Source organism: Pseudomonas leptonychotis, assembly GCF_004920405.1.
Classification (GTDB): Bacteria; Pseudomonadota; Gammaproteobacteria; order Pseudomonadales; family Pseudomonadaceae; genus Aquipseudomonas; species Aquipseudomonas leptonychotis.
Map to the genome: position 1 here is coordinate 1,340,027 of NZ_RFLV01000001.1, position 15,906 is coordinate 1,355,932.

The 15,906-nt window shown below is 59.0% G+C and carries 14 protein-coding genes; 7 read left to right on the top strand and 7 right to left on the bottom strand.

What is annotated here, in order from left to right:
• Window position 1: 1 nt before the first annotated feature.
• Genes D8779_RS06065 through D8779_RS06080 form a run of 4 tightly spaced genes read left to right on the top strand, consistent with a single transcriptional unit; the run spans window position 2 to window position 2,336 of the window.
• The gene (locus D8779_RS06065; protein WP_136663545.1) at window positions 2-880 is read left to right on the top strand and encodes a type II secretion system F family protein; all 879 of its coding nucleotides are present in this window, start codon (window positions 2-4) and stop codon (window positions 878-880) included.
• The gene (locus D8779_RS06070; RefSeq protein ID WP_136663546.1) at window positions 877-1,224 is read left to right on the top strand and encodes a DUF192 domain-containing protein; all 348 of its coding nucleotides are present in this window, start codon (window positions 877-879) and stop codon (window positions 1,222-1,224) included. The genes D8779_RS06065 and D8779_RS06070 overlap by 4 nt, the downstream gene beginning before the upstream one ends.
• A complete protein-coding gene (locus tag D8779_RS06075) occupies window positions 1,212-1,643 on the top strand; it encodes a tetratricopeptide repeat protein (protein ID WP_167492531.1) in 432 nt (143 codons plus the stop codon). The genes D8779_RS06070 and D8779_RS06075 overlap by 13 nt, the downstream gene beginning before the upstream one ends.
• A 6-nt stretch (window positions 1,644-1,649) precedes the next feature.
• Window positions 1,650-2,336, top strand: a complete 687-nt coding sequence (locus D8779_RS06080) for a TadE/TadG family type IV pilus assembly protein (protein ID WP_136663548.1) — start codon at window positions 1,650-1,652, stop codon at window positions 2,334-2,336.
• A gap of 10 nt (window positions 2,337-2,346) precedes the next feature.
• Here the strand turns inward: D8779_RS06080 and D8779_RS06085 are convergent, their stop codons facing one another.
• The 3 genes from D8779_RS06085 to hslO all read right to left on the bottom strand — a co-directional run bounded on the left by D8779_RS06085 (window position 2,347) and on the right by hslO (window position 7,779).
• Window positions 2,347-4,269, bottom strand: coding sequence for a RecQ family ATP-dependent DNA helicase (locus tag D8779_RS06085; protein ID WP_136663549.1), 1,923 nt, complete (start codon window positions 4,267-4,269; stop codon window positions 2,347-2,349).
• A 758-nt stretch (window positions 4,270-5,027) separates the two neighbouring features.
• Window positions 5,028-6,569 carry a phosphoenolpyruvate carboxykinase gene (locus D8779_RS06090; protein ID WP_136663550.1) on the bottom strand — a complete coding sequence of 514 codons (1,542 nt, stop codon included), beginning with the start codon at window positions 6,567-6,569 and terminating at the stop codon, window positions 5,028-5,030.
• 322 nt (window positions 6,570-6,891) lie between these two features.
• Window positions 6,892-7,779, bottom strand: a complete 888-nt coding sequence (gene hslO, locus D8779_RS06095) for an Hsp33 family molecular chaperone HslO (RefSeq protein ID WP_136663551.1) — start codon at window positions 7,777-7,779, stop codon at window positions 6,892-6,894.
• Between the two features lie 216 nt (window positions 7,780-7,995).
• Here hslO and D8779_RS06100 point away from each other — a divergent pair, with 216 nt between their 5' ends.
• On the top strand, window positions 7,996-8,790 hold the full coding sequence (locus tag D8779_RS06100; protein ID WP_136663552.1) for a phosphatase PAP2 family protein: 795 nt from the start codon (window positions 7,996-7,998) through the stop codon (window positions 8,788-8,790).
• Window positions 8,791-8,828: 38 nt separating this feature from the next.
• Here D8779_RS06100 and D8779_RS06105 read toward each other — a convergent pair whose 3' ends face one another.
• The 3 genes from D8779_RS06105 to D8779_RS06115 are packed head-to-tail and all read right to left on the bottom strand — an operon-like array spanning window position 8,829 to window position 10,542.
• Window positions 8,829-9,224, bottom strand: a complete 396-nt coding sequence (locus D8779_RS06105) for an RNA-binding S4 domain-containing protein (RefSeq protein ID WP_136664438.1) — start codon at window positions 9,222-9,224, stop codon at window positions 8,829-8,831.
• A gap of 5 nt (window positions 9,225-9,229) precedes the next feature.
• Entirely contained in the window at window positions 9,230-10,198 is a 969-nt protein-coding gene (locus tag D8779_RS06110) for an acyl-CoA desaturase (RefSeq protein WP_205895783.1), read from the bottom strand.
• Window positions 10,199-10,230: 32 nt separating this feature from the next.
• Entirely contained in the window at window positions 10,231-10,542 is a 312-nt protein-coding gene (locus D8779_RS06115; RefSeq protein ID WP_240789686.1) for a metalloregulator ArsR/SmtB family transcription factor, read from the bottom strand.
• Between the two features lie 146 nt (window positions 10,543-10,688).
• On the opposite strand from D8779_RS06115, the gene rimB reads away from it, so the two are divergent.
• Both rimB and rimK read left to right on the top strand, forming a co-directional pair.
• Window positions 10,689-11,156 carry a retropepsin-like aspartic endopeptidase RimB gene (gene rimB / locus D8779_RS06120; protein ID WP_136663553.1) on the top strand — a complete coding sequence of 156 codons (468 nt, stop codon included), beginning with the start codon at window positions 10,689-10,691 and terminating at the stop codon, window positions 11,154-11,156.
• Complete coding sequence (gene rimK / locus D8779_RS06125) at window positions 11,153-12,058, top strand: 30S ribosomal protein S6--L-glutamate ligase (protein ID WP_136663554.1); 906 nt, start codon at window positions 11,153-11,155, stop codon at window positions 12,056-12,058. Before rimB ends, rimK begins: the two co-directional genes overlap by 4 nt.
• Before the next feature lie 50 nt (window positions 12,059-12,108).
• Here the strand turns inward: rimK and D8779_RS06130 are convergent, their stop codons facing one another.
• Window positions 12,109-15,879: a bifunctional diguanylate cyclase/phosphodiesterase gene (locus D8779_RS06130; RefSeq protein ID WP_136663555.1), complete on the bottom strand. Its 3,771-nt coding sequence runs from the start codon at window positions 15,877-15,879 to the stop codon at window positions 12,109-12,111.
• Window positions 15,880-15,906: the final 27 nt, after the last annotated feature.

Here is a 15,906-nt window from a genome sequence, read left to right on the forward strand (position 1 = left end):
CATGAACGAAATCCTTGTTCTGCTCAGTGGCGCCAGCCTGGGCATCACCGTTACCTGCAGCCTGCTACTGTTGATCTCGCTGCTGTCCCTGCTGCCGGAAGAAAACCGCGCTTACATGGACCCGGTACCCGGCTGGATTCGGCCGGTCTGGCCATTGGTGCGTTTGGTTAGCCATCATTTCTGCAGCAACCTGTCGCCGCGACTTATGGACTGGCTGGATATCCGCCTGCAGAAAACCGGCGCCCTGTATGTGCTGACCGCTGAAGACTTCCTGGCGCTGTGCATCACCATGGCCCTGCTGTTCCCGATTCTGGCCATTTTGCCCATGGCCAGCGGCCAGAGCGGCATTCTCTGGTCCGTGGTCTTACTAATGGCCGGCATGGGCGCCGCCCTACCGGTGATGTGGATCAGTGATACGCACAAACGCCGTGACCGCGACATCGTGCGCAACCTGCCGGTATTCCTCGAATACCTGACCATGTGCGTGGATGCCGGTTTGAACTTCCTCGGTGCCCTGCAGCAGGCCGTCGACAAAGGTCCGAACGGCGCGATGAAGAACGAGTTTCGCATCGTGCTGCGCGATATCCGCTCCGGTTTGCCGCGCGCCGAAGCGCTGTCGCGCATGGAGCAACGGGTCAATCTCAAGGACGTGACGACCTTCGTGCGCTCGGTGATTCAAGCGGAAAAAATGGGCAGCAGCCTGCGCAACACCTTGCAGATCCAAGCTCAGCAGCGTCTTGAAGAACGCTTCCAGCGCGCAGAGAAAACCGCCATGCAGGCGCCGGTCAAGCTGGTCATTCCCTTGATCATGTTTATCTTCCCGCTGACCTTCGTGATCCTGCTGTTCCCCATCGTAGTCAAGTTCATGGGCGAGACATGATTCCCTGCCAAGTAACCCGCGCCGATGGCAGCCGTCAGACGCTGACGCTTGAGCAGGCTGACCGTCTGTGGCCACGCCTCAAGGGGCTGCTCGGCTGGCGCGGCCTGGCACCCGCCCAGGGCATTTGGCTGCAACCTTGCAACTCAGTGCACTGCCTGTTCATGGCCTTCAGCATCGACGTGCTCTACCTCGACTCTGCGCAACGCATCATCGCCATCCGCGCAGACCTCAAACCATGGCGCATGAGTCTGTGCTGGCCAGCCAAAAGTGTGATCGAGCTGGCCGCCGGCGAATGCCAACGGCTCGGCCTCACCATCGGAGATCAGATTCAATGCGAGTCCTGAGTATTGCCCTACTAGCCCTATGCCTGAGTGGCTGCGCCGGCCTACAACCGAAGAACCAGATTATCGAACTGCAACAGCAGGCCGACGCCGCTTACGCTCAAGCTAACTATGCGCAAGCGAGTGAACTGTATCGCCGCCTGACCGAGAAATTACCCACCGACGCTGGCGTGCGCTATCAACTGGGCAACAGCCTCGCCCGCAACGGCGACAACACCGGGGCCATCGCCAGCTACCGCGATGCGCTAGTGCGCGACCCGCAACACGCCCGCAGCTGGCATAACCTACTGCAAGTGCAGTTGCGTGAAGCCACACTGACCGCCGCCGAAATGCAGCGTTATCTGAATACGCAAACACCTTATGCCGAGCAAGCCCTCGGCCGCGCCGAACAGCTACTCGAACTCTTCCCTGAAACGGAGTAGTCCAACATGAACCGGCGTCCACAGTCCGCTCAGGCGATGGTTGAGTTCCTGATCATCATTCCTGTGTTGATTTTGCTGATATTCGGTGCAGCGCAAGCTGCTCTGATTTATTCGGCGAAGAATGGGCTGAACTACGCGACCTTTCAGGCCGCCCGCCTGGGGGCGATGAATCATGCGCAATACAGCGATATGCGCCGCGGGTTAACGCGCGGGATGTACCCCATGTTCTCGCAATACCCGCAGCAGGACCGTATGCAGCACACCGCCAGCGAAGTGGATAACTTTATCCTCATCACCCGCATTAGTCCCGACCAAGCCAGCTTCGGCGCCTTTGCCGAAGCCAGTGATGCCCTCGGGGTAGACGCTATCCCCAATGACAACCTGATGTTCCGCTCGACTCAACAATCGCCGGTGTCGATTCAAGACGCCAACTTACTGAAAATACGCGTGCAGTACTGCATGCGCCTGATCGTGCCAATGGTCGAGCACATCCTCAGTTCGGCTTCGCGGTTCAATGCCGATCAAACCGTTGGCAGCTTCAGTGAAGTTTCAAAACTAAGCGCGGATTACAGCAGCGTTTGCGCAGCGCGCAATGGCTTCATCATCACATCCGAAGCGACCGTGCGCATGCAGTCGGCGGCGATCAATGACGCTGACTACTGTTCAACAGGCGCGAGAATGCGCTGCCCCTGACCGAGCCGAGCTACGCTTGCGCCAACCACTCCCGCACCTCGGCGTAGGGATAATCTTCCAGCGCGGCAAAGCCGCCGAGCTGGCGCGCCTTGAGCTTGGTAAACAACGGCACTCTGATGCCACAGAGAAACCGTGTCAGGCATTCGGCGCTGGGCTCGCCGCCTTTGAGCGCCTGGTATTTCTGCACAAAACCGCTGCACAGACTCTGCGCATCCTTGTCCGCCAGCGGCGGCAAAACCGGTGGAGCCGGCAGATGGGCGACCTGCCCACGGCACACCGAACAATGCCCACACTGCTGCGGCGCGTTGGCATCGCCAAAATACGCGGCGAGGCGCTGGCTCAGGCACTGCTCGCTGGCAAACAAGTCGAGCATGGCCTGAATCCGGGCGATTTCGCTGGCTTCCTGCTGGCTGAAGTAGGCGTGCAACTCCTGGCTCAGCGCGAGCGGATCGAAGTGCGGGTCGAGCAGCGCATAGACATCGGTCATCTGCTTGCTTTCCAGTTCAATCCAGCCGCGCTCCTGGAAGAAATCCAGGGCCTTGACCACCCGGCCGCGCTCGGCCTGATGCTGGCTGTACAGCGCGTCGAAATCCACCGAGCACCAGGTTCGCGCGCGATTCGAACTGGCGACTATGGCCTCAATAAACAGGCGGCGTTCACCGTCAAACTTGCCCAGCAACGCCTCAGGCTCAATCAGGTACTTGAAACGATACTCCGCAAAGTAGGCGTAACGCGGTGCAATAATGCCGCGCAGCTCCAGCTGCACCAGCAAGGTTTTCAGCGGCAGCTGGCGGATATTGCTCTGCTCCGAGAGCGGATTGAGCATCAACTCCCATTCGCCATTCTGGCTGCTACTCAACAGCTCATTCAGCACGCAGCGAATACCGTCCAACTCCGGCGTGTCGCCGTAGACGAAGTTTTCCAGCACGTTGAGGCTGTCGCGGTTGGCCAGCACCAGGCAGTCGGATGGCTGGCCGTCACGCCCGGCGCGGCCGATTTCCTGGCTGTAGTTCTCGGTGGATTTGGGCAGGTCAAAGTGCACCACGTTGCGAATGTCTGACTTATCGATACCCATGCCGAAGGCGATGGTGGCGACGATGCAGTTAATCTGCCCGGCCATAAACTGGCGCTGGATCGCCTCGCGCGCCTCATGCGGCATGCCGGCGTGGTAAGCGCTGGCGGCAAAGCCACGCTGACTGAGCTGCTCGGCCACCTGCTCGGCGGTCTTCTGCTGGGTAACGTAAACGATGCTCGGTTGCCCGGGCTTGGCCCCCAGCCATTCGCTCAGCCGGCGCTGCTTGTCGCGCCCAGCCACCGGCTCGACCAGTAGATTGAGGTTGGCGCGGTAGAAGCCGGTGGTGACTACGTCGTCCATGGCAATCGCAAATTTGCGCTGCATGTCGGCGATCACCGGCGGCGTGGCTGTGGCGGTGAGCAGCAACACCTGAGTAATCCCAAACTGGCGCTGATAGTCGGGCAATTTGAGGTAATCGGGCCGAAAATTATGACCCCACTCAGAAATACAGTGCGCCTCATCGACCACCAGCAGGGAGATCGGCACCTGGCTGATGAAGTTGCGAAAACGCTCATTTTTCAGACGCTCGACCGAAATCATCAGAATTTTCAGTTCGCCGCTCTTAGCCTTGCCCATGGTCTCGTTGGTCTGCTCGCGGCTCTGCGCCGAATCGATGCTGGCCGCGCTGATGCCACGGGCATGCAGGAAGGCCAGTTGATCCTGCATCAATGCCAGCAACGGCGAGATCACCAGGGTCAGGTGCGGCAGGTGCAACGCCGGCAACTGGTAACACAAGGACTTGCCCGAACCGGTGGGAAAGATCGCCGCGGCCGAACGACCCGCCAACACGGCACTCACCACGCGCTCCTGGCCGGGGCGCAGTTGCTGAAAACCAAACACGCGCTCAAGGGTACTCATACCTGCCACTCCATTGACCGCCACTGCGGTAAAAAACAATTAAGACCTACAACCTGACGAGCTATTACCAATCCAACTAACAGCGCGTGCAACACAGGCGTACAGTCAAACCATGCAAATAAAAAAGGAGATGAGTATGCAGGTATCTGGTTTCAGCGGCAGCTTGCCGGTTATCCACTAGATCGCTCACCACCAAGGCCAGATGGCCGCGCAGCATAGACCCCGGTCGAACCGGAGTAGCTGACGCGAACAACGGGCCGATGCGCAATCTGGCGGAAGAACTCAGGTTCGCCGTAAGTTGTGCCAGACCATAGACCTAACGCTGCCATACAACTCGAAAGCGCCAGCGGCCACTCACGACATATCGACACCTACCTGGCACTAGCCAGTCATGCTGAAGTCGACAGTCGCAGACAAAGGCCCTGGAAATCGCCTGAGTTGCCAACCCCGTTAGCCCTGTGGCCCGAGACAGCCATATAGCCACACCTTAGGCCGTGCAGAGCGGCCACCTGAGCAAGAGTGCAACACGCAATACTCGCAATACTCGCAAACGTGCCTGATCTCTAAGCAGATACGCACCCAAAGCCGCCTTCGGGCGGCTTTTCCGTATTTGCCGTCCCTATTCGTTAGAGAGGCGCTTTAGCCGCGAAAACCCTCAATAGCACGCCGCTAAAGCGCCCCCAATAGATTGCTGCTTAATTATTCACACATAAAAAAACCGCCGATTAAGGCGGTTTTTTCAACGCAGCTGTTACAGCTTAGAGCTGTGGGCCGGCGCTCTTGATGGCATCGCTGACATCGAACTTCTGGAAGTTCTCGATAAACAGCTTGGCCAGGCCTTTAGCAGCCTCGTCGTAGGCGTTCTTGTCTTCCCAGGTATTGCGCGGGTTGAGCAAGTTGGTTTCAACACCGGGTACCGACTTCGGCACGCTCAGGTTGATGATCGGCAGCTGCTCAGTTTCGGTACCGATCAACGCGCCGCTCTGGATGGCCGCGATCACTCCGCGAGTGGTCGGAATGTTAAAGCGCTTGCCAACGCCGTAGCCGCCGCCGGTCCAGCCGGTGTTAACCAGGTAAACCTTGGAACCGAAACCACGGATACGCTTGATCAACAGCTCAGCGTATTCGCCAGCCGGACGCGGGAAGAACGGCGCGCCGAAGCAGGTGGAGAAGGTCGACTTGATGCCGCCGCCGCTGCCCATTTCAGTGGAGCCAACCAGCGCGGTGTAGCCCGACAGGAAGTGGTAAGCCGCCTGTTCTTCGCTGAGGATCGAAACCGGCGGCAGTACGCCAGTCAGGTCGCAGGTCAGGAAGATCACTGCATTCGGCTCGCCACCGAGGTTTTTCTCGCTGCGCTTCTCAACCAGCTCCAGCGGGTAAGCCGCACGGCTGTTCTGGGTCAGGCTGTCATCGGCATAGTTCGGTACGCGGTTTTCGTCGAGAACCACGTTCTCCAGTACGGCGCCGAACTGGATGGCTTTCCAGATCACCGGCTCGTTCTTCTCGGACAGGTCGATGCACTTGGCGTAGCAGCCGCCTTCGATGTTGAACACCACGCCAACGCCCCAACCGTGCTCGTCGTCACCGATCAGGTAACGGCTCGGGTCGGCCGACAGGGTGGTCTTACCGGTGCCGGACAGGCCGAAGAACAGGGTTACGTCGCCATCTTCACCGATGTTGGCGGCGCAATGCATTGGCAGCACGTCAGCATCTGGCAGCAGGAAGTTCTGCACGCTGAACATGGCTTTCTTCATCTCGCCGGCGTAACGCATGCCTGCGATCAGGACTTTCTTGGCGGCGAAATTGATGATCACGCAGCCATCAGAATTGGTGCCGTCACGCTCAGGCACACACTCGAAGTTGGCGACGTTGAGCACTTGCCACTCGTCCTTACCCGCCGGGTTGTACTGCTCCGGATTGATAAAAAGGCAACGGCCGAACAGGTTCTGCCAGGCGGTAGCGGTGGTCATTTTGACCGGCAGGTAGTGGGCGTCAGCAGAACCTACATGAACGTAGGAAACGAAGCTGTCTTGCGCGTCGGAGAACGCCTGAACGCGGTCCCACAGGGCATCAAACTTGTCGGCGGGGAACGGACGGTTGATCGCGCCCCAGGCGATTTTCGCCTCGGTGCTCGACTCTTGCACGATGAAGCGATCAGCCGGAGAACGACCCGTACGATGGCCTGTACGAACGACTAGGGAGCCGTTGGCGGCCAGTTCACCTTCACCGCGACGAAGGGCTTCTTCGACCAGTTGGGCGGCGCTGATGTCGGTGTGCACGGCGTTGTTGGCTTGCGTCATGTGGGTCCCCGTCGGCCATATGGCCGAGTCTTCCGAACGTTTTGTAGTAGAAAGTAGAGCACTACTACAGCGAAAAAAGTGCGCCGGATTATGCCAGAAAAAGCCGACTGCGGGTGCAGCCTCTGATCAGATCATTCCGGCACGGTTTACGTGCGATTTGCCCACTAATCTGCTTACGATCTAGCGAGCTAGAGCCCTGCAAGGCAAAAAACGAGCATAACTCGCTTCACTCGCCCTTCGGGTCGCGCTAAAGCGCGTTAGCCGCAAGCGGCTTGCCGAGCCTATTTTTAACGCAGCAGGGCCGACGCGCAGCAGATCGTAATCAGTGGCGCGTATCCGATGGCGCATCACTGCTGCCATCGATAAACAGTTGCAGCACATCGGCGGCATCGAATAGATAGCGCTCATTGCAGAACTGGCAATCAATTTCCACCTGGCCCCCATGCTCCTGCATCAGCGCCTCAGCATCGGCTTGGCCGAGGCTGATCAACGCACGACTGGAGCGCTCCCGCGAGCAGCTGCAACCAAACTGCAGGGCGCGAGGGTCGAACAGGCGCAGCGCTTCCTGATGGTACAAGCGGTGCAGCAAGGTTTCGTTATCCAAACCCAAGAGCTCTTCAGCCTTCACCGTGTCCGCCAGGGCAATGGTGTGTTGCCAGCTGGCTTCACGCTCATCCGCTTCGGTCAGGCGGTCGGCCGGCAGTTGTTGCAGCAGCAAACCGCGAGCACGTTGCCCATCGGCGCTCAACCAGAAACGCGTGGGCAGCTGTTCGGAGGTGGCAAAATAATTGGTCAGGCAATCCGCCAGGGTGTCGCCTTCCAAGTCAACAACCCCTTGATAACGCTGCCCGGCTTTCGGGTCGACGGTGATGGCCAGCACACCATCAGGCATCAGCCCACGCAGGCTGGCATCGGCGGCAATCTGTTCAGCGTGATAGCGGGCGATACCACGCAACTCGCCCTCGCTGGAGCATTCGACCATCAGCAACGGCAGAGCACCGGAGGAGCGCGCCTGAAGAATCAGCAGACCTTCAAATTTCAGGGTGCCGATCAGCAACGCGGCGGCCGCCAGCAACTCACCGAGTAGCTGGGCAACGGGCTGGGGGTAGGCATGTTTGGCCAGCACGTGGCTGTAACTGTCGGTTAAGCCGACCAGTTCACCGCGTATATCGCTGTCATCGAACAAGAAGCGTTGGGAAAAATCAGGCATGCCAACTTCACTGAATGTGATTCGGCCCGCGATTTTAGGCGCAAACGCCCCTCCGACCAAGCGCCTCTTATCTATCAGCCTTGCGGGGAAAGGCTATCGATAGCCATCGGCATCACAGTTAGCGACAAAAGGTAGGGCGAATCTTTGCAATATAAGCAGGGAATACCTAGCATGCCCGCCGCCTTAATCCCTTACAGATGACAAGGATGCCATTGCATGCCCCGCTCTTTTATCAACGACCAATGGCGTGTACGCCCATTGCTGGCTAGCCATATTGTCGCCCTGCTCCTGCTGACCAGCTGGCTGTGGGCACCCAGTCGTGCCCTGTGGGACCAGTTCGATCTGCAACTGTTTAGCCTGCTCAATCAGCCCGTGCATGCCGCCGGCCTGTGGGCCAAAACCTGGGCTATTGGCAGCATGCGCCCAGTGGATATGGGCGTTGGCGTGCTGATGTTGGCCGTGATGCTAAAAGCCAACTGGGTGTTCAGCGGCGTACAGGTGCGCAAAGCGCTGTATGCCTTCCTGGCTACGTTGGTTGTCATGCTGCTGTTTCGCGTTGGCTTCGCGGAGCTGGTCAAACTGATGGGCTGGCAGCGTCCGAGTGCATCGCTGGTAGTAGAAGGCGCCGCGCGCCTGACCGAAATTTTCCCGGGCTGGGAAAAGCGCTGGGACATGAAAGACAGCGCCACCCGCAGCTTCCCCGGCGATCACGCCTCGGTGCTGTTGATATGGGCGATGTTTATCAGCCTGTTTGCGCGCAATTGGAATTTGCTGCTGGTCTGGGTAATGGCCGTAGTCTTTATGCTGCCGCGCTTGGTGGCCGGCGCGCACTGGGGTTCGGACGCCCTGGTGGGTGGCGTATTCCTCGCCCTGCTGGGCCTTGCGTGGGCCTGTTTCACACCCTTTGCCTACAAGGCCAGTGAATGGCTGGAAAAAGTCACCCTGCCGATTACTCGCCTGCTGGCCAAGGTACCGCTACTCGGCCGATTGAGCATTATCCGCGGCCATTAACCTGGCCCCACGGCGGTTTGCCTGAGCCAACCGCCGTACTACTCCTGATGATCGCGAAATTGATGCAACTGCCGGCGCTGCTTTTTGCTGGGCCGGCCATCGGTTTGCATACCCAACGCCCCCGCTTTGCGCTGCGCGGCAGCCAGCTCACGGCGCTCGATGCTGTCAGCGGTCTCGGTATACAGCGCCTGCGCCTCGGGTGCACCACGGCGCACAGTAGATAACGCCTGGACCACCACACTGCGCTCCTCGAAGCCGGTGCGTATCACGTAAACATCACCGACTTTCGGCTCTTTACCCGGCTTACAGCGCTCACCGCGATGATGCACTTTGCCACCCTCGATGGCGGCCTTGGCCAGCGCCCGAGTCTTAAAAAAGCGCGCCGCCCACAGCCATTTATCCAGGCGAATCTTATCGTCGTCTTTATCGTGCAACCCCATTAGCCCCATACCTGTCGTTTTAACCACGCCCATACCCGACAATCACAAGCACTCTCCGCCGGCACCACAACCCTACGTAACTCCGCACGATGGGGTAGATCATCTGGAGTCTTCAAATCCCAAGTCAGCCCCAAGCGCTGTAGACCAAGAAGCACCCACCAGCCCGGATCCCATTCCCCAGAGTGAAGACCAAGGCGGGCAGAGCCAGGATAAGCATGGTGATTGTTATGCCAGCTCTCCCCCATAGTCAGAAAGGCGGCGAATGGCACATTGAACCCCTGCACGCTGGCCCCATCGACCACATGGTGTTGTTCGCCATGACGATGAGCGAAATGACCAATTAACCAATGGCCAAAGACCCCGGCCGTAACTCGCGCACACACGCCCCAGAACACCCAGCCCCAACCGCCGAGAGCATAAAAAAGTAGTGCCAAGGGCAGTTGCTGGACCATCCAAGTGCGTTGCAGGAAACGGTAGAAAACATCATCACCAGCACGCGCTTCGACGCAAATAGTCGGCGGGTTACTTAGACGCAGCTCGCAATGCAATTGCCACCAAGCATCCAGCAGCGGTGAACGACGGTGGCCAAAAAAATCGTGACAATCTTTCTGCCTCTGCGCGAAGTCTCGCAGATCGTGGGTACGTAAAAGCCCCAATGGGCCGGACAGGCCAACTAATACTCCGCAATAAACAAGAAAGTACTCCAACCACTTGGGGCACTGAAAACTGTCGTGAATCAGCTTGCGATGCATTCCCAGTGAATGCCCGAGCAACAACACAAGCACAGTCGAGCTTGCAAACAAGGCAAACGCGGCCCAAGTAAAGGTCAGTGAACCGCCCACAATTGCCGCTAAAGCCATGCCGGTGAACCATAGCGAGCGGATCGGCTCCCAGCGCACCTCGCCGTGCACGACATCAGCCCCTTGCTGCACGCGATGGCTCTTAAGACTTTCTGGTACCACATCCATATGCACCTCTCGGCCTGAACGGCCGCAGTAGATTATTTTTTACTCAAGTCCTCGCCTTCACGCTTCAACTGACTGCCCGTGGGGCAGACTTCAAAGGCAAAGCCAAGAAGGGTATTAAGCAGACTGTCCGGATTAAGCCGATAGAGCAGAAACTGCCCCTTGCGCTCACTAACTACCAAGCCGGCGGCTGCGAGAATCGACAGATGTCGAGAGATCGCCGGAGCACTCATTTCAAAGCGGCTCGCGATCTCTCCAGCCGTCAACTTTTGGGCCGAGAGGAAAGCCAATATCTGTCGGCGCGGCGTAGACGCCAACGCTTCAAAAACGCGGTCTGCAGTCATCATCGAATAGTTCATTTAACCAATGAGTTAAATGCTTATATTCTATTAACTCTGACCTGACAAATCCTTTTGGATTGGTCGCAGCGTAGTGATGCGGTTGTCACTCGACCTGTCTAGAATGCCCGCAACATCTGGAGAACCGCTTACCTTTGAAAACTTTTGACCAACTTGGCGTAATCGGCCTGCGTGAATGGATCAATCTGCCGGAATTGGGCATGGTCGGCCTGCGGGCCAAGATTGATACCGGGGCCAGCACTTCCTGCTTGCACGCCAGCGATATCCAGCCGTTCGACCGTGATGGTGAACCCTGGGTGCGTTTTACCGCGCACATTGGCACCTTGGTGCAACGCCGCCATCGTTGTGAAGCGCAACTGGTTTCGGTCAAATCCATCAAGAGTTCCAATGGCCACACGCAGTCACGCTATGTAATCCGCACCCTCCTGACCTTGGGTGAGCGCGAGTGGCCGGTGGAGTTCACCCTAACGTGCCGCAAGACCATGCGCTACCGCGTATTGCTTGGCTCCAAAGCCTTGGTCGATGGGCAGTTGTTGGTCAACCCGGCACTGACTTATGTGCAGAACAAACCCACCCTTGCTGACCTTTCTGGTGCCCAATGAAGATCGCCGTGCTGTCGCGCAACCCGCGCCTGTATTCCACCCGACGCCTGGTCGAAGCCGGTCAGGCACGGGGCCACGAAATGGTGGTGGTCGATACCCTACGCTCTTACATGAACATCGCCAGCCACAAGCCGCAGATCCACTATCGCGGTAAGCCGCTGGAGGGTTTCGATGCGGTGATTCCGCGTATAGGCGCGTCGGTAACCTTCTACGGCTGCGCCGTACTGCGCCAGTTCGAGATGATGGGCGTGTTCCCGCTCAACGAGTCGGTGGCCATCAGCCGCTCACGCGACAAACTGCGTTCACTGCAACTACTCTCGCGGCGCGGCATAGGTCTGCCAGTAACCGGCTTCGCCCACTCCCCGGATGACATCGCCGACCTGATCGACATGGTTAACGGCGCGCCTCTGATCATCAAACTGCTGGAGGGCACCCAAGGCATCGGCGTGGTGCTGTGCGAAACCCAGCAGGCTGCCGAGTCGGTGATCGAGGCCTTTATGGGCCTTAAGCAGAACATCATGGTTCAGGAATACATCAAGGAGGCTGGCGGCGCGGATATCCGCTGTTTGGTCATCGGCGACAAGGTGATTGCGGCGATGAAGCGTCAGGCCAAGCCCGGCGAATTTCGCTCCAACCTGCATCGCGGCGGCAGCGCCAGCCTGATCAAGATCACCCCGGAAGAGCGCATGACCGCCATTCGCGCCGCCAAGGTCATGGGTTTGAGCGTGGCGGGCGTGGACATTCTGCGCTCCAACCATGGCCCGCTGGTGATGGAGGTGAACTCATCTCCGGGCCTGGAAGGCATCGAAACCACCACCGGCAAAGATGTCGCCGGGATGATTATTCAGTACATCGAAAAAAACGGCGGCCCACACCTGACGCGAACCAAGGGCAAGGGCTGAGCCGGCTATAGACGAACACAGAGCAAGGATGCCGAAACGCAGACTCAAACCTATAGCTGATGCTGTTGCATCCAGGTCATGAAATCCGCCTCCCGCAACGGTCGGCTGAAGTGATAACCCTGCCCCAGTGAGCAGCCATGCTCACGCAGACAATCAAGCTGCCACTGGCTTTCGATGCCTTCGGCAATGCATTCAAGGCCCAGATTACGGGCGATCACTAGGATGGTTTGCACCAACATCAGGCCGCTACCGTCCTCACCGTCCATGTCCCAGGTAAAACTGCGATCGATCTTCAAGCGATCCAGTGGCAGGCGTTTGAGGTAGGTCAGCGAGGAATAGCCGGTGCCGAAATCATCGATGGCGAAACGCACGCCCAACGTCTTGAGCGCCTGCATATTGCTGATGCACTGCTCAACGTCCTCCAGCAGCACACCTTCGGTGATCTCAAGTTCCAGCGCCGTGGCCGGCACTTGATGGCGTTGCAGGCACTCACTGATGCGCGCCACACAACTGCGCTGACGCAGCTCACGCGGGCTGAGGTTGACCGCCAACATCATCTGCGGCCATTGCGGTAACCAGCGCGCCAGCGCAGCACAGGCCTGCTCCAAGACCCAAGTACCCAGCTCTTCGATCAACCCGGTTTCTTCCGCCAGCGGAATAAAATCACCGGGCATGATTTCCCCCCGATCCGGGTGCACCCAGCGCAACAGCACCTCAGCCCCAGTCACGCGTTCGTTGCTCAGCGCCAGCTGCGGCTGGAACACCAGGCACAGCTGGTTACGCTGCACCGCTTGGCGCAGCTCGCTTTGCAATTGCAGGCGTTGATCGATGGCGGCCTGCATCTCTGGCGCAAAGAAGTGCAGGGCATTGCGTCCGCCCTGCTTGGCCCGGTACATGGCGGTATCCGCCTGTTTGAGCACATCAGAGGCCACCTGCGCGCCGAAGGGGTGCAAGGCGATGCCAATGCTGGCGCTAATCGACAGCTCATGACCATCCACCCAGCAGGCGCCTACCAGACTTTTCAGCAGTTTTTCCGCCGTGCGCGCGGCCGCTTTGGCGGCCAGCTGCGGGTTACTGTCGAGCCCTTCGAGCAGCACCACAAATTCATCGCCGCCCATCCGCGCCAACGTGTCTTCGGCGCGTAAACCACTGGCCAGGCGCGTGGTGACTTCACGCAGAAGGCTGTCGCCAACCAGATGGCCGAGGCTGTCGTTAACCGTTTTGAAGTGATCCAGGTCGATAAACAGCAGCGCGCCCAAGGTGTTTTCGCGCTGCTCGCGGTCCATTGCATGCTGCAGGCGGTCGAGCAACAAGCGACGGTTGGGCAAACCGGTCAGCTCGTCACTGAAGGCCAGCCGTTCGATTTCGCGCTGATAACGCTGGCGCTCGGAAATATCAGTGACACTGCCGCGAATCAGCACCGGCTCACCGGGCATACGCACTAGGCGCACCTCGCAGGGTATTTGCCGGCCCGCGCTGTCACGGTGTAGCCACTCAAATACCGGGGCTTCACCCGCCAGCGCCCGGCGCAGATAGACTTCGCCAAGCTCAGCGGTCAATTGGCCATCGGCCTGTTTGCTCGGGCTGAGGTCAAACACCCGCTTGCTGGCTATCTCCTCACGGCTGTAGCGCAGCAGGCGCAGGGCGTTCTCATTGCACTCCATCAGGTTGCCGTTGAGGTCAAACAGCATGATGGCCTCGGGCGCATGCTCGACGATGGTGCGGTAGCGCGCCTCGGCCTGCAAACGCTCGCTGATGTCCTCGACCAGTAGCAGGAACATGCGCACCCGCCCGTTACTGTGGCGCACCACGCGCAAACTGACACGCGCGTGCACCAGGCTGTCGTCGGGGCGGCGAAAGCGTTTTTCCAACTCGAAACCTTCTCGGCTGCCGCTCAGTACCTGATCAAGCAACGAATGCTCAACCTGCAAATCATCTTCCAGCGACAGTGTTTCCCAGGTGCACGCCAGCAACTCTTCGCGGCTGCGCCCGAGGATGCTGCACAGCTTGTCGTTGACCTCCTCCCAGGCAAAGCTCTGGCTGGTCAGGGCCATGCCAATCAACGGCGCTTCGAAGAACAGCTGTAATCGTTCATCACGCTCACGCAATTGTTGCTCGGCGTATTTACGTGCGCTGACATCCTGCAACGCCCCATACACCCGTACCAACTCCGCACCATCGCGCTCGGCGATGCCGCGAATACGCAGCCAACGGCTTTTACCCTTGGCGGTTAACAAACGTACTTCGATATCAAATTGCTCAAGGCCATCAATCAACTGCTGCAATGTTTTCTCAGACAGTACACGGCCGCTGGCATCCAGATAACTCAAGGCGCCATCCATGTCAGGCGCACCGTTTTTTGGATCCAACTCATAAATTCGAAAGCAACCAGCACTCCAGTCCATGCTCTTGTCGGCCACGTTCAGCACCCACCCACCCAGGTTGGCAATGTGCTCGGTTTGGCTGAACAGGTAGCTCTGCTTAAGCAGCTCATCACTCTGTGAGCGCACCTGGGTCGCCAGTTGCTCGCGCGCCGTCACATCGCTCTGCAGGGCCACAAAATGGCTGATGCCTTGGTCGTCACGCATGGGCGCGAGGGTAAACTCATTCCAAAACTGCTGGCCGTTCTTGCGGTAACTGCGCAACACCACATCGCAACCGATGCCTTCGCGCACCGCCTGCTGCAAGCGGCTAAGGCCCTGTTGTTGCTGGTCATCACGGAGCAGAAAGTTCCAGTTGTTACCCACGGTCTCTTCACGGCTGTAGCCGGTAATCTGCTCGAAGGCCGGGTTGCAGTAAATCAGGGGTAAAGCGGGCTGGCGGGCATCGGCGATGATCACGCCTAACGGGCTGGCTTCCAGCGCCAGATTGGCCAGCGCCAATTGCTGCTGCATCTGCGCACTGCGCGCCAGCGCCTGTCGCAGGTCACTCAGGCTGCGCCCCACCAGCAAGGTGGCGAGCATAAACAGCAGCACACTGAAGTGCAGCTCCAAGCGCTGCGGGTCGAGCCAGGCCTCGGAGTCCCCCTGGCCGCGCAGCAACGGCAGAATCAATACAATCGTCACGCTCAACACCGCACCGCACAGGCCGCCGGCAAAACCCCACACCAGCGCCAGGGCGAGCATCATCACGCCCACCAGCGGCAAATTTAAGATCAGCGGCAGTGAACCAAGCAGCCAGGGCAAGCCAAGTAGCAATAGCAACAGCAGCGGCCAGGGCGGTAACTGGCGCAGTGCCTCGGGCACCTGCTCGCACCCACTGAGTACCGGCGCGGCTAACCAGCTGCGACGACGCATCCAGGGCGTCAGGTAAACCAGCATGGGGGTGGCGATGGCTAACGTCGTCAGGCTATCGGCCAGCCACAACGTCACGCTGCCCGAGGAAAAACTCTGCAGCGTCGCGTGCCCCGACAACCAGAGATTACCTTGCACCCCCAGCGCCATGGGAATAACCGGCACCAACACCCCAAGCGGCACAAAGCGCAGTAAATGGCTGAGGTCGGGCAAGGCCGGATCAAATGGTCGCAACCGCAGCAGCAGCCAGGCCAACGCTACGCCGAGGGTTTCTGGCAGGGCATAAAGCGGAGCCCACTGCCACTCCAGGCCCCAGAGCGGAGTGGACAACATGGCATTGAGGTGCACTGCCAGCAGCACCCGCGGGCCCCACCACAGGGTCAAGACCAGCGCCAGCGCAAATGGCGGATACCAGAGCGCAGCCCCATCGGCGAACTGAGACGCCAGGGAAAGCCAGGTGGTCAGATGGAGTAATGGCAGCGGCAGCAGCCAAGTCCATAGAGGAAGACGGTGGGGAACTGCAGGCATGCTGACCTCATGTCATCGCGCTGATAA

Excerpts from the sequence above, each read along its gene's own strand:
- D8779_RS06065 (WP_136663545.1), top strand. The coding sequence starts at position 2 with ATGAACGAAATCCTTGTTCTGCTCAGTGGCGCCAGCCTGGGCATCACC.
- D8779_RS06070 (WP_136663546.1), top strand. The coding sequence starts at position 877 with ATGATTCCCTGCCAAGTAACCCGCGCCGATGGCAGCCGTCAGACGCTG.
- D8779_RS06075 (WP_167492531.1), top strand. The coding sequence starts at position 1,212 with ATGCGAGTCCTGAGTATTGCCCTACTAGCCCTATGCCTGAGTGGCTGC.
- D8779_RS06080 (WP_136663548.1), top strand. The coding sequence starts at position 1,650 with ATGAACCGGCGTCCACAGTCCGCTCAGGCGATGGTTGAGTTCCTGATC.
- D8779_RS06085 (WP_136663549.1), bottom strand. The coding sequence starts at position 4,269 with ATGAGTACCCTTGAGCGCGTGTTTGGTTTTCAGCAACTGCGCCCCGGC.
- D8779_RS06090 (WP_136663550.1), bottom strand. The coding sequence starts at position 6,569 with ATGACGCAAGCCAACAACGCCGTGCACACCGACATCAGCGCCGCCCAA.
- hslO (WP_136663551.1), bottom strand. The coding sequence starts at position 7,779 with ATGCCTGATTTTTCCCAACGCTTCTTGTTCGATGACAGCGATATACGC.
- D8779_RS06100 (WP_136663552.1), top strand. The coding sequence starts at position 7,996 with ATGCCCCGCTCTTTTATCAACGACCAATGGCGTGTACGCCCATTGCTG.
- D8779_RS06110 (WP_205895783.1), bottom strand. The coding sequence starts at position 10,198 with ATGGATGTGGTACCAGAAAGTCTTAAGAGCCATCGCGTGCAGCAAGGG.
- D8779_RS06115 (WP_240789686.1), bottom strand. The coding sequence starts at position 10,542 with ATGATGACTGCAGACCGCGTTTTTGAAGCGTTGGCGTCTACGCCGCGC.
- rimK (WP_136663554.1), top strand. The coding sequence starts at position 11,153 with ATGAAGATCGCCGTGCTGTCGCGCAACCCGCGCCTGTATTCCACCCGA.
- D8779_RS06130 (WP_136663555.1), bottom strand. The coding sequence starts at position 15,879 with ATGCCTGCAGTTCCCCACCGTCTTCCTCTATGGACTTGGCTGCTGCCG.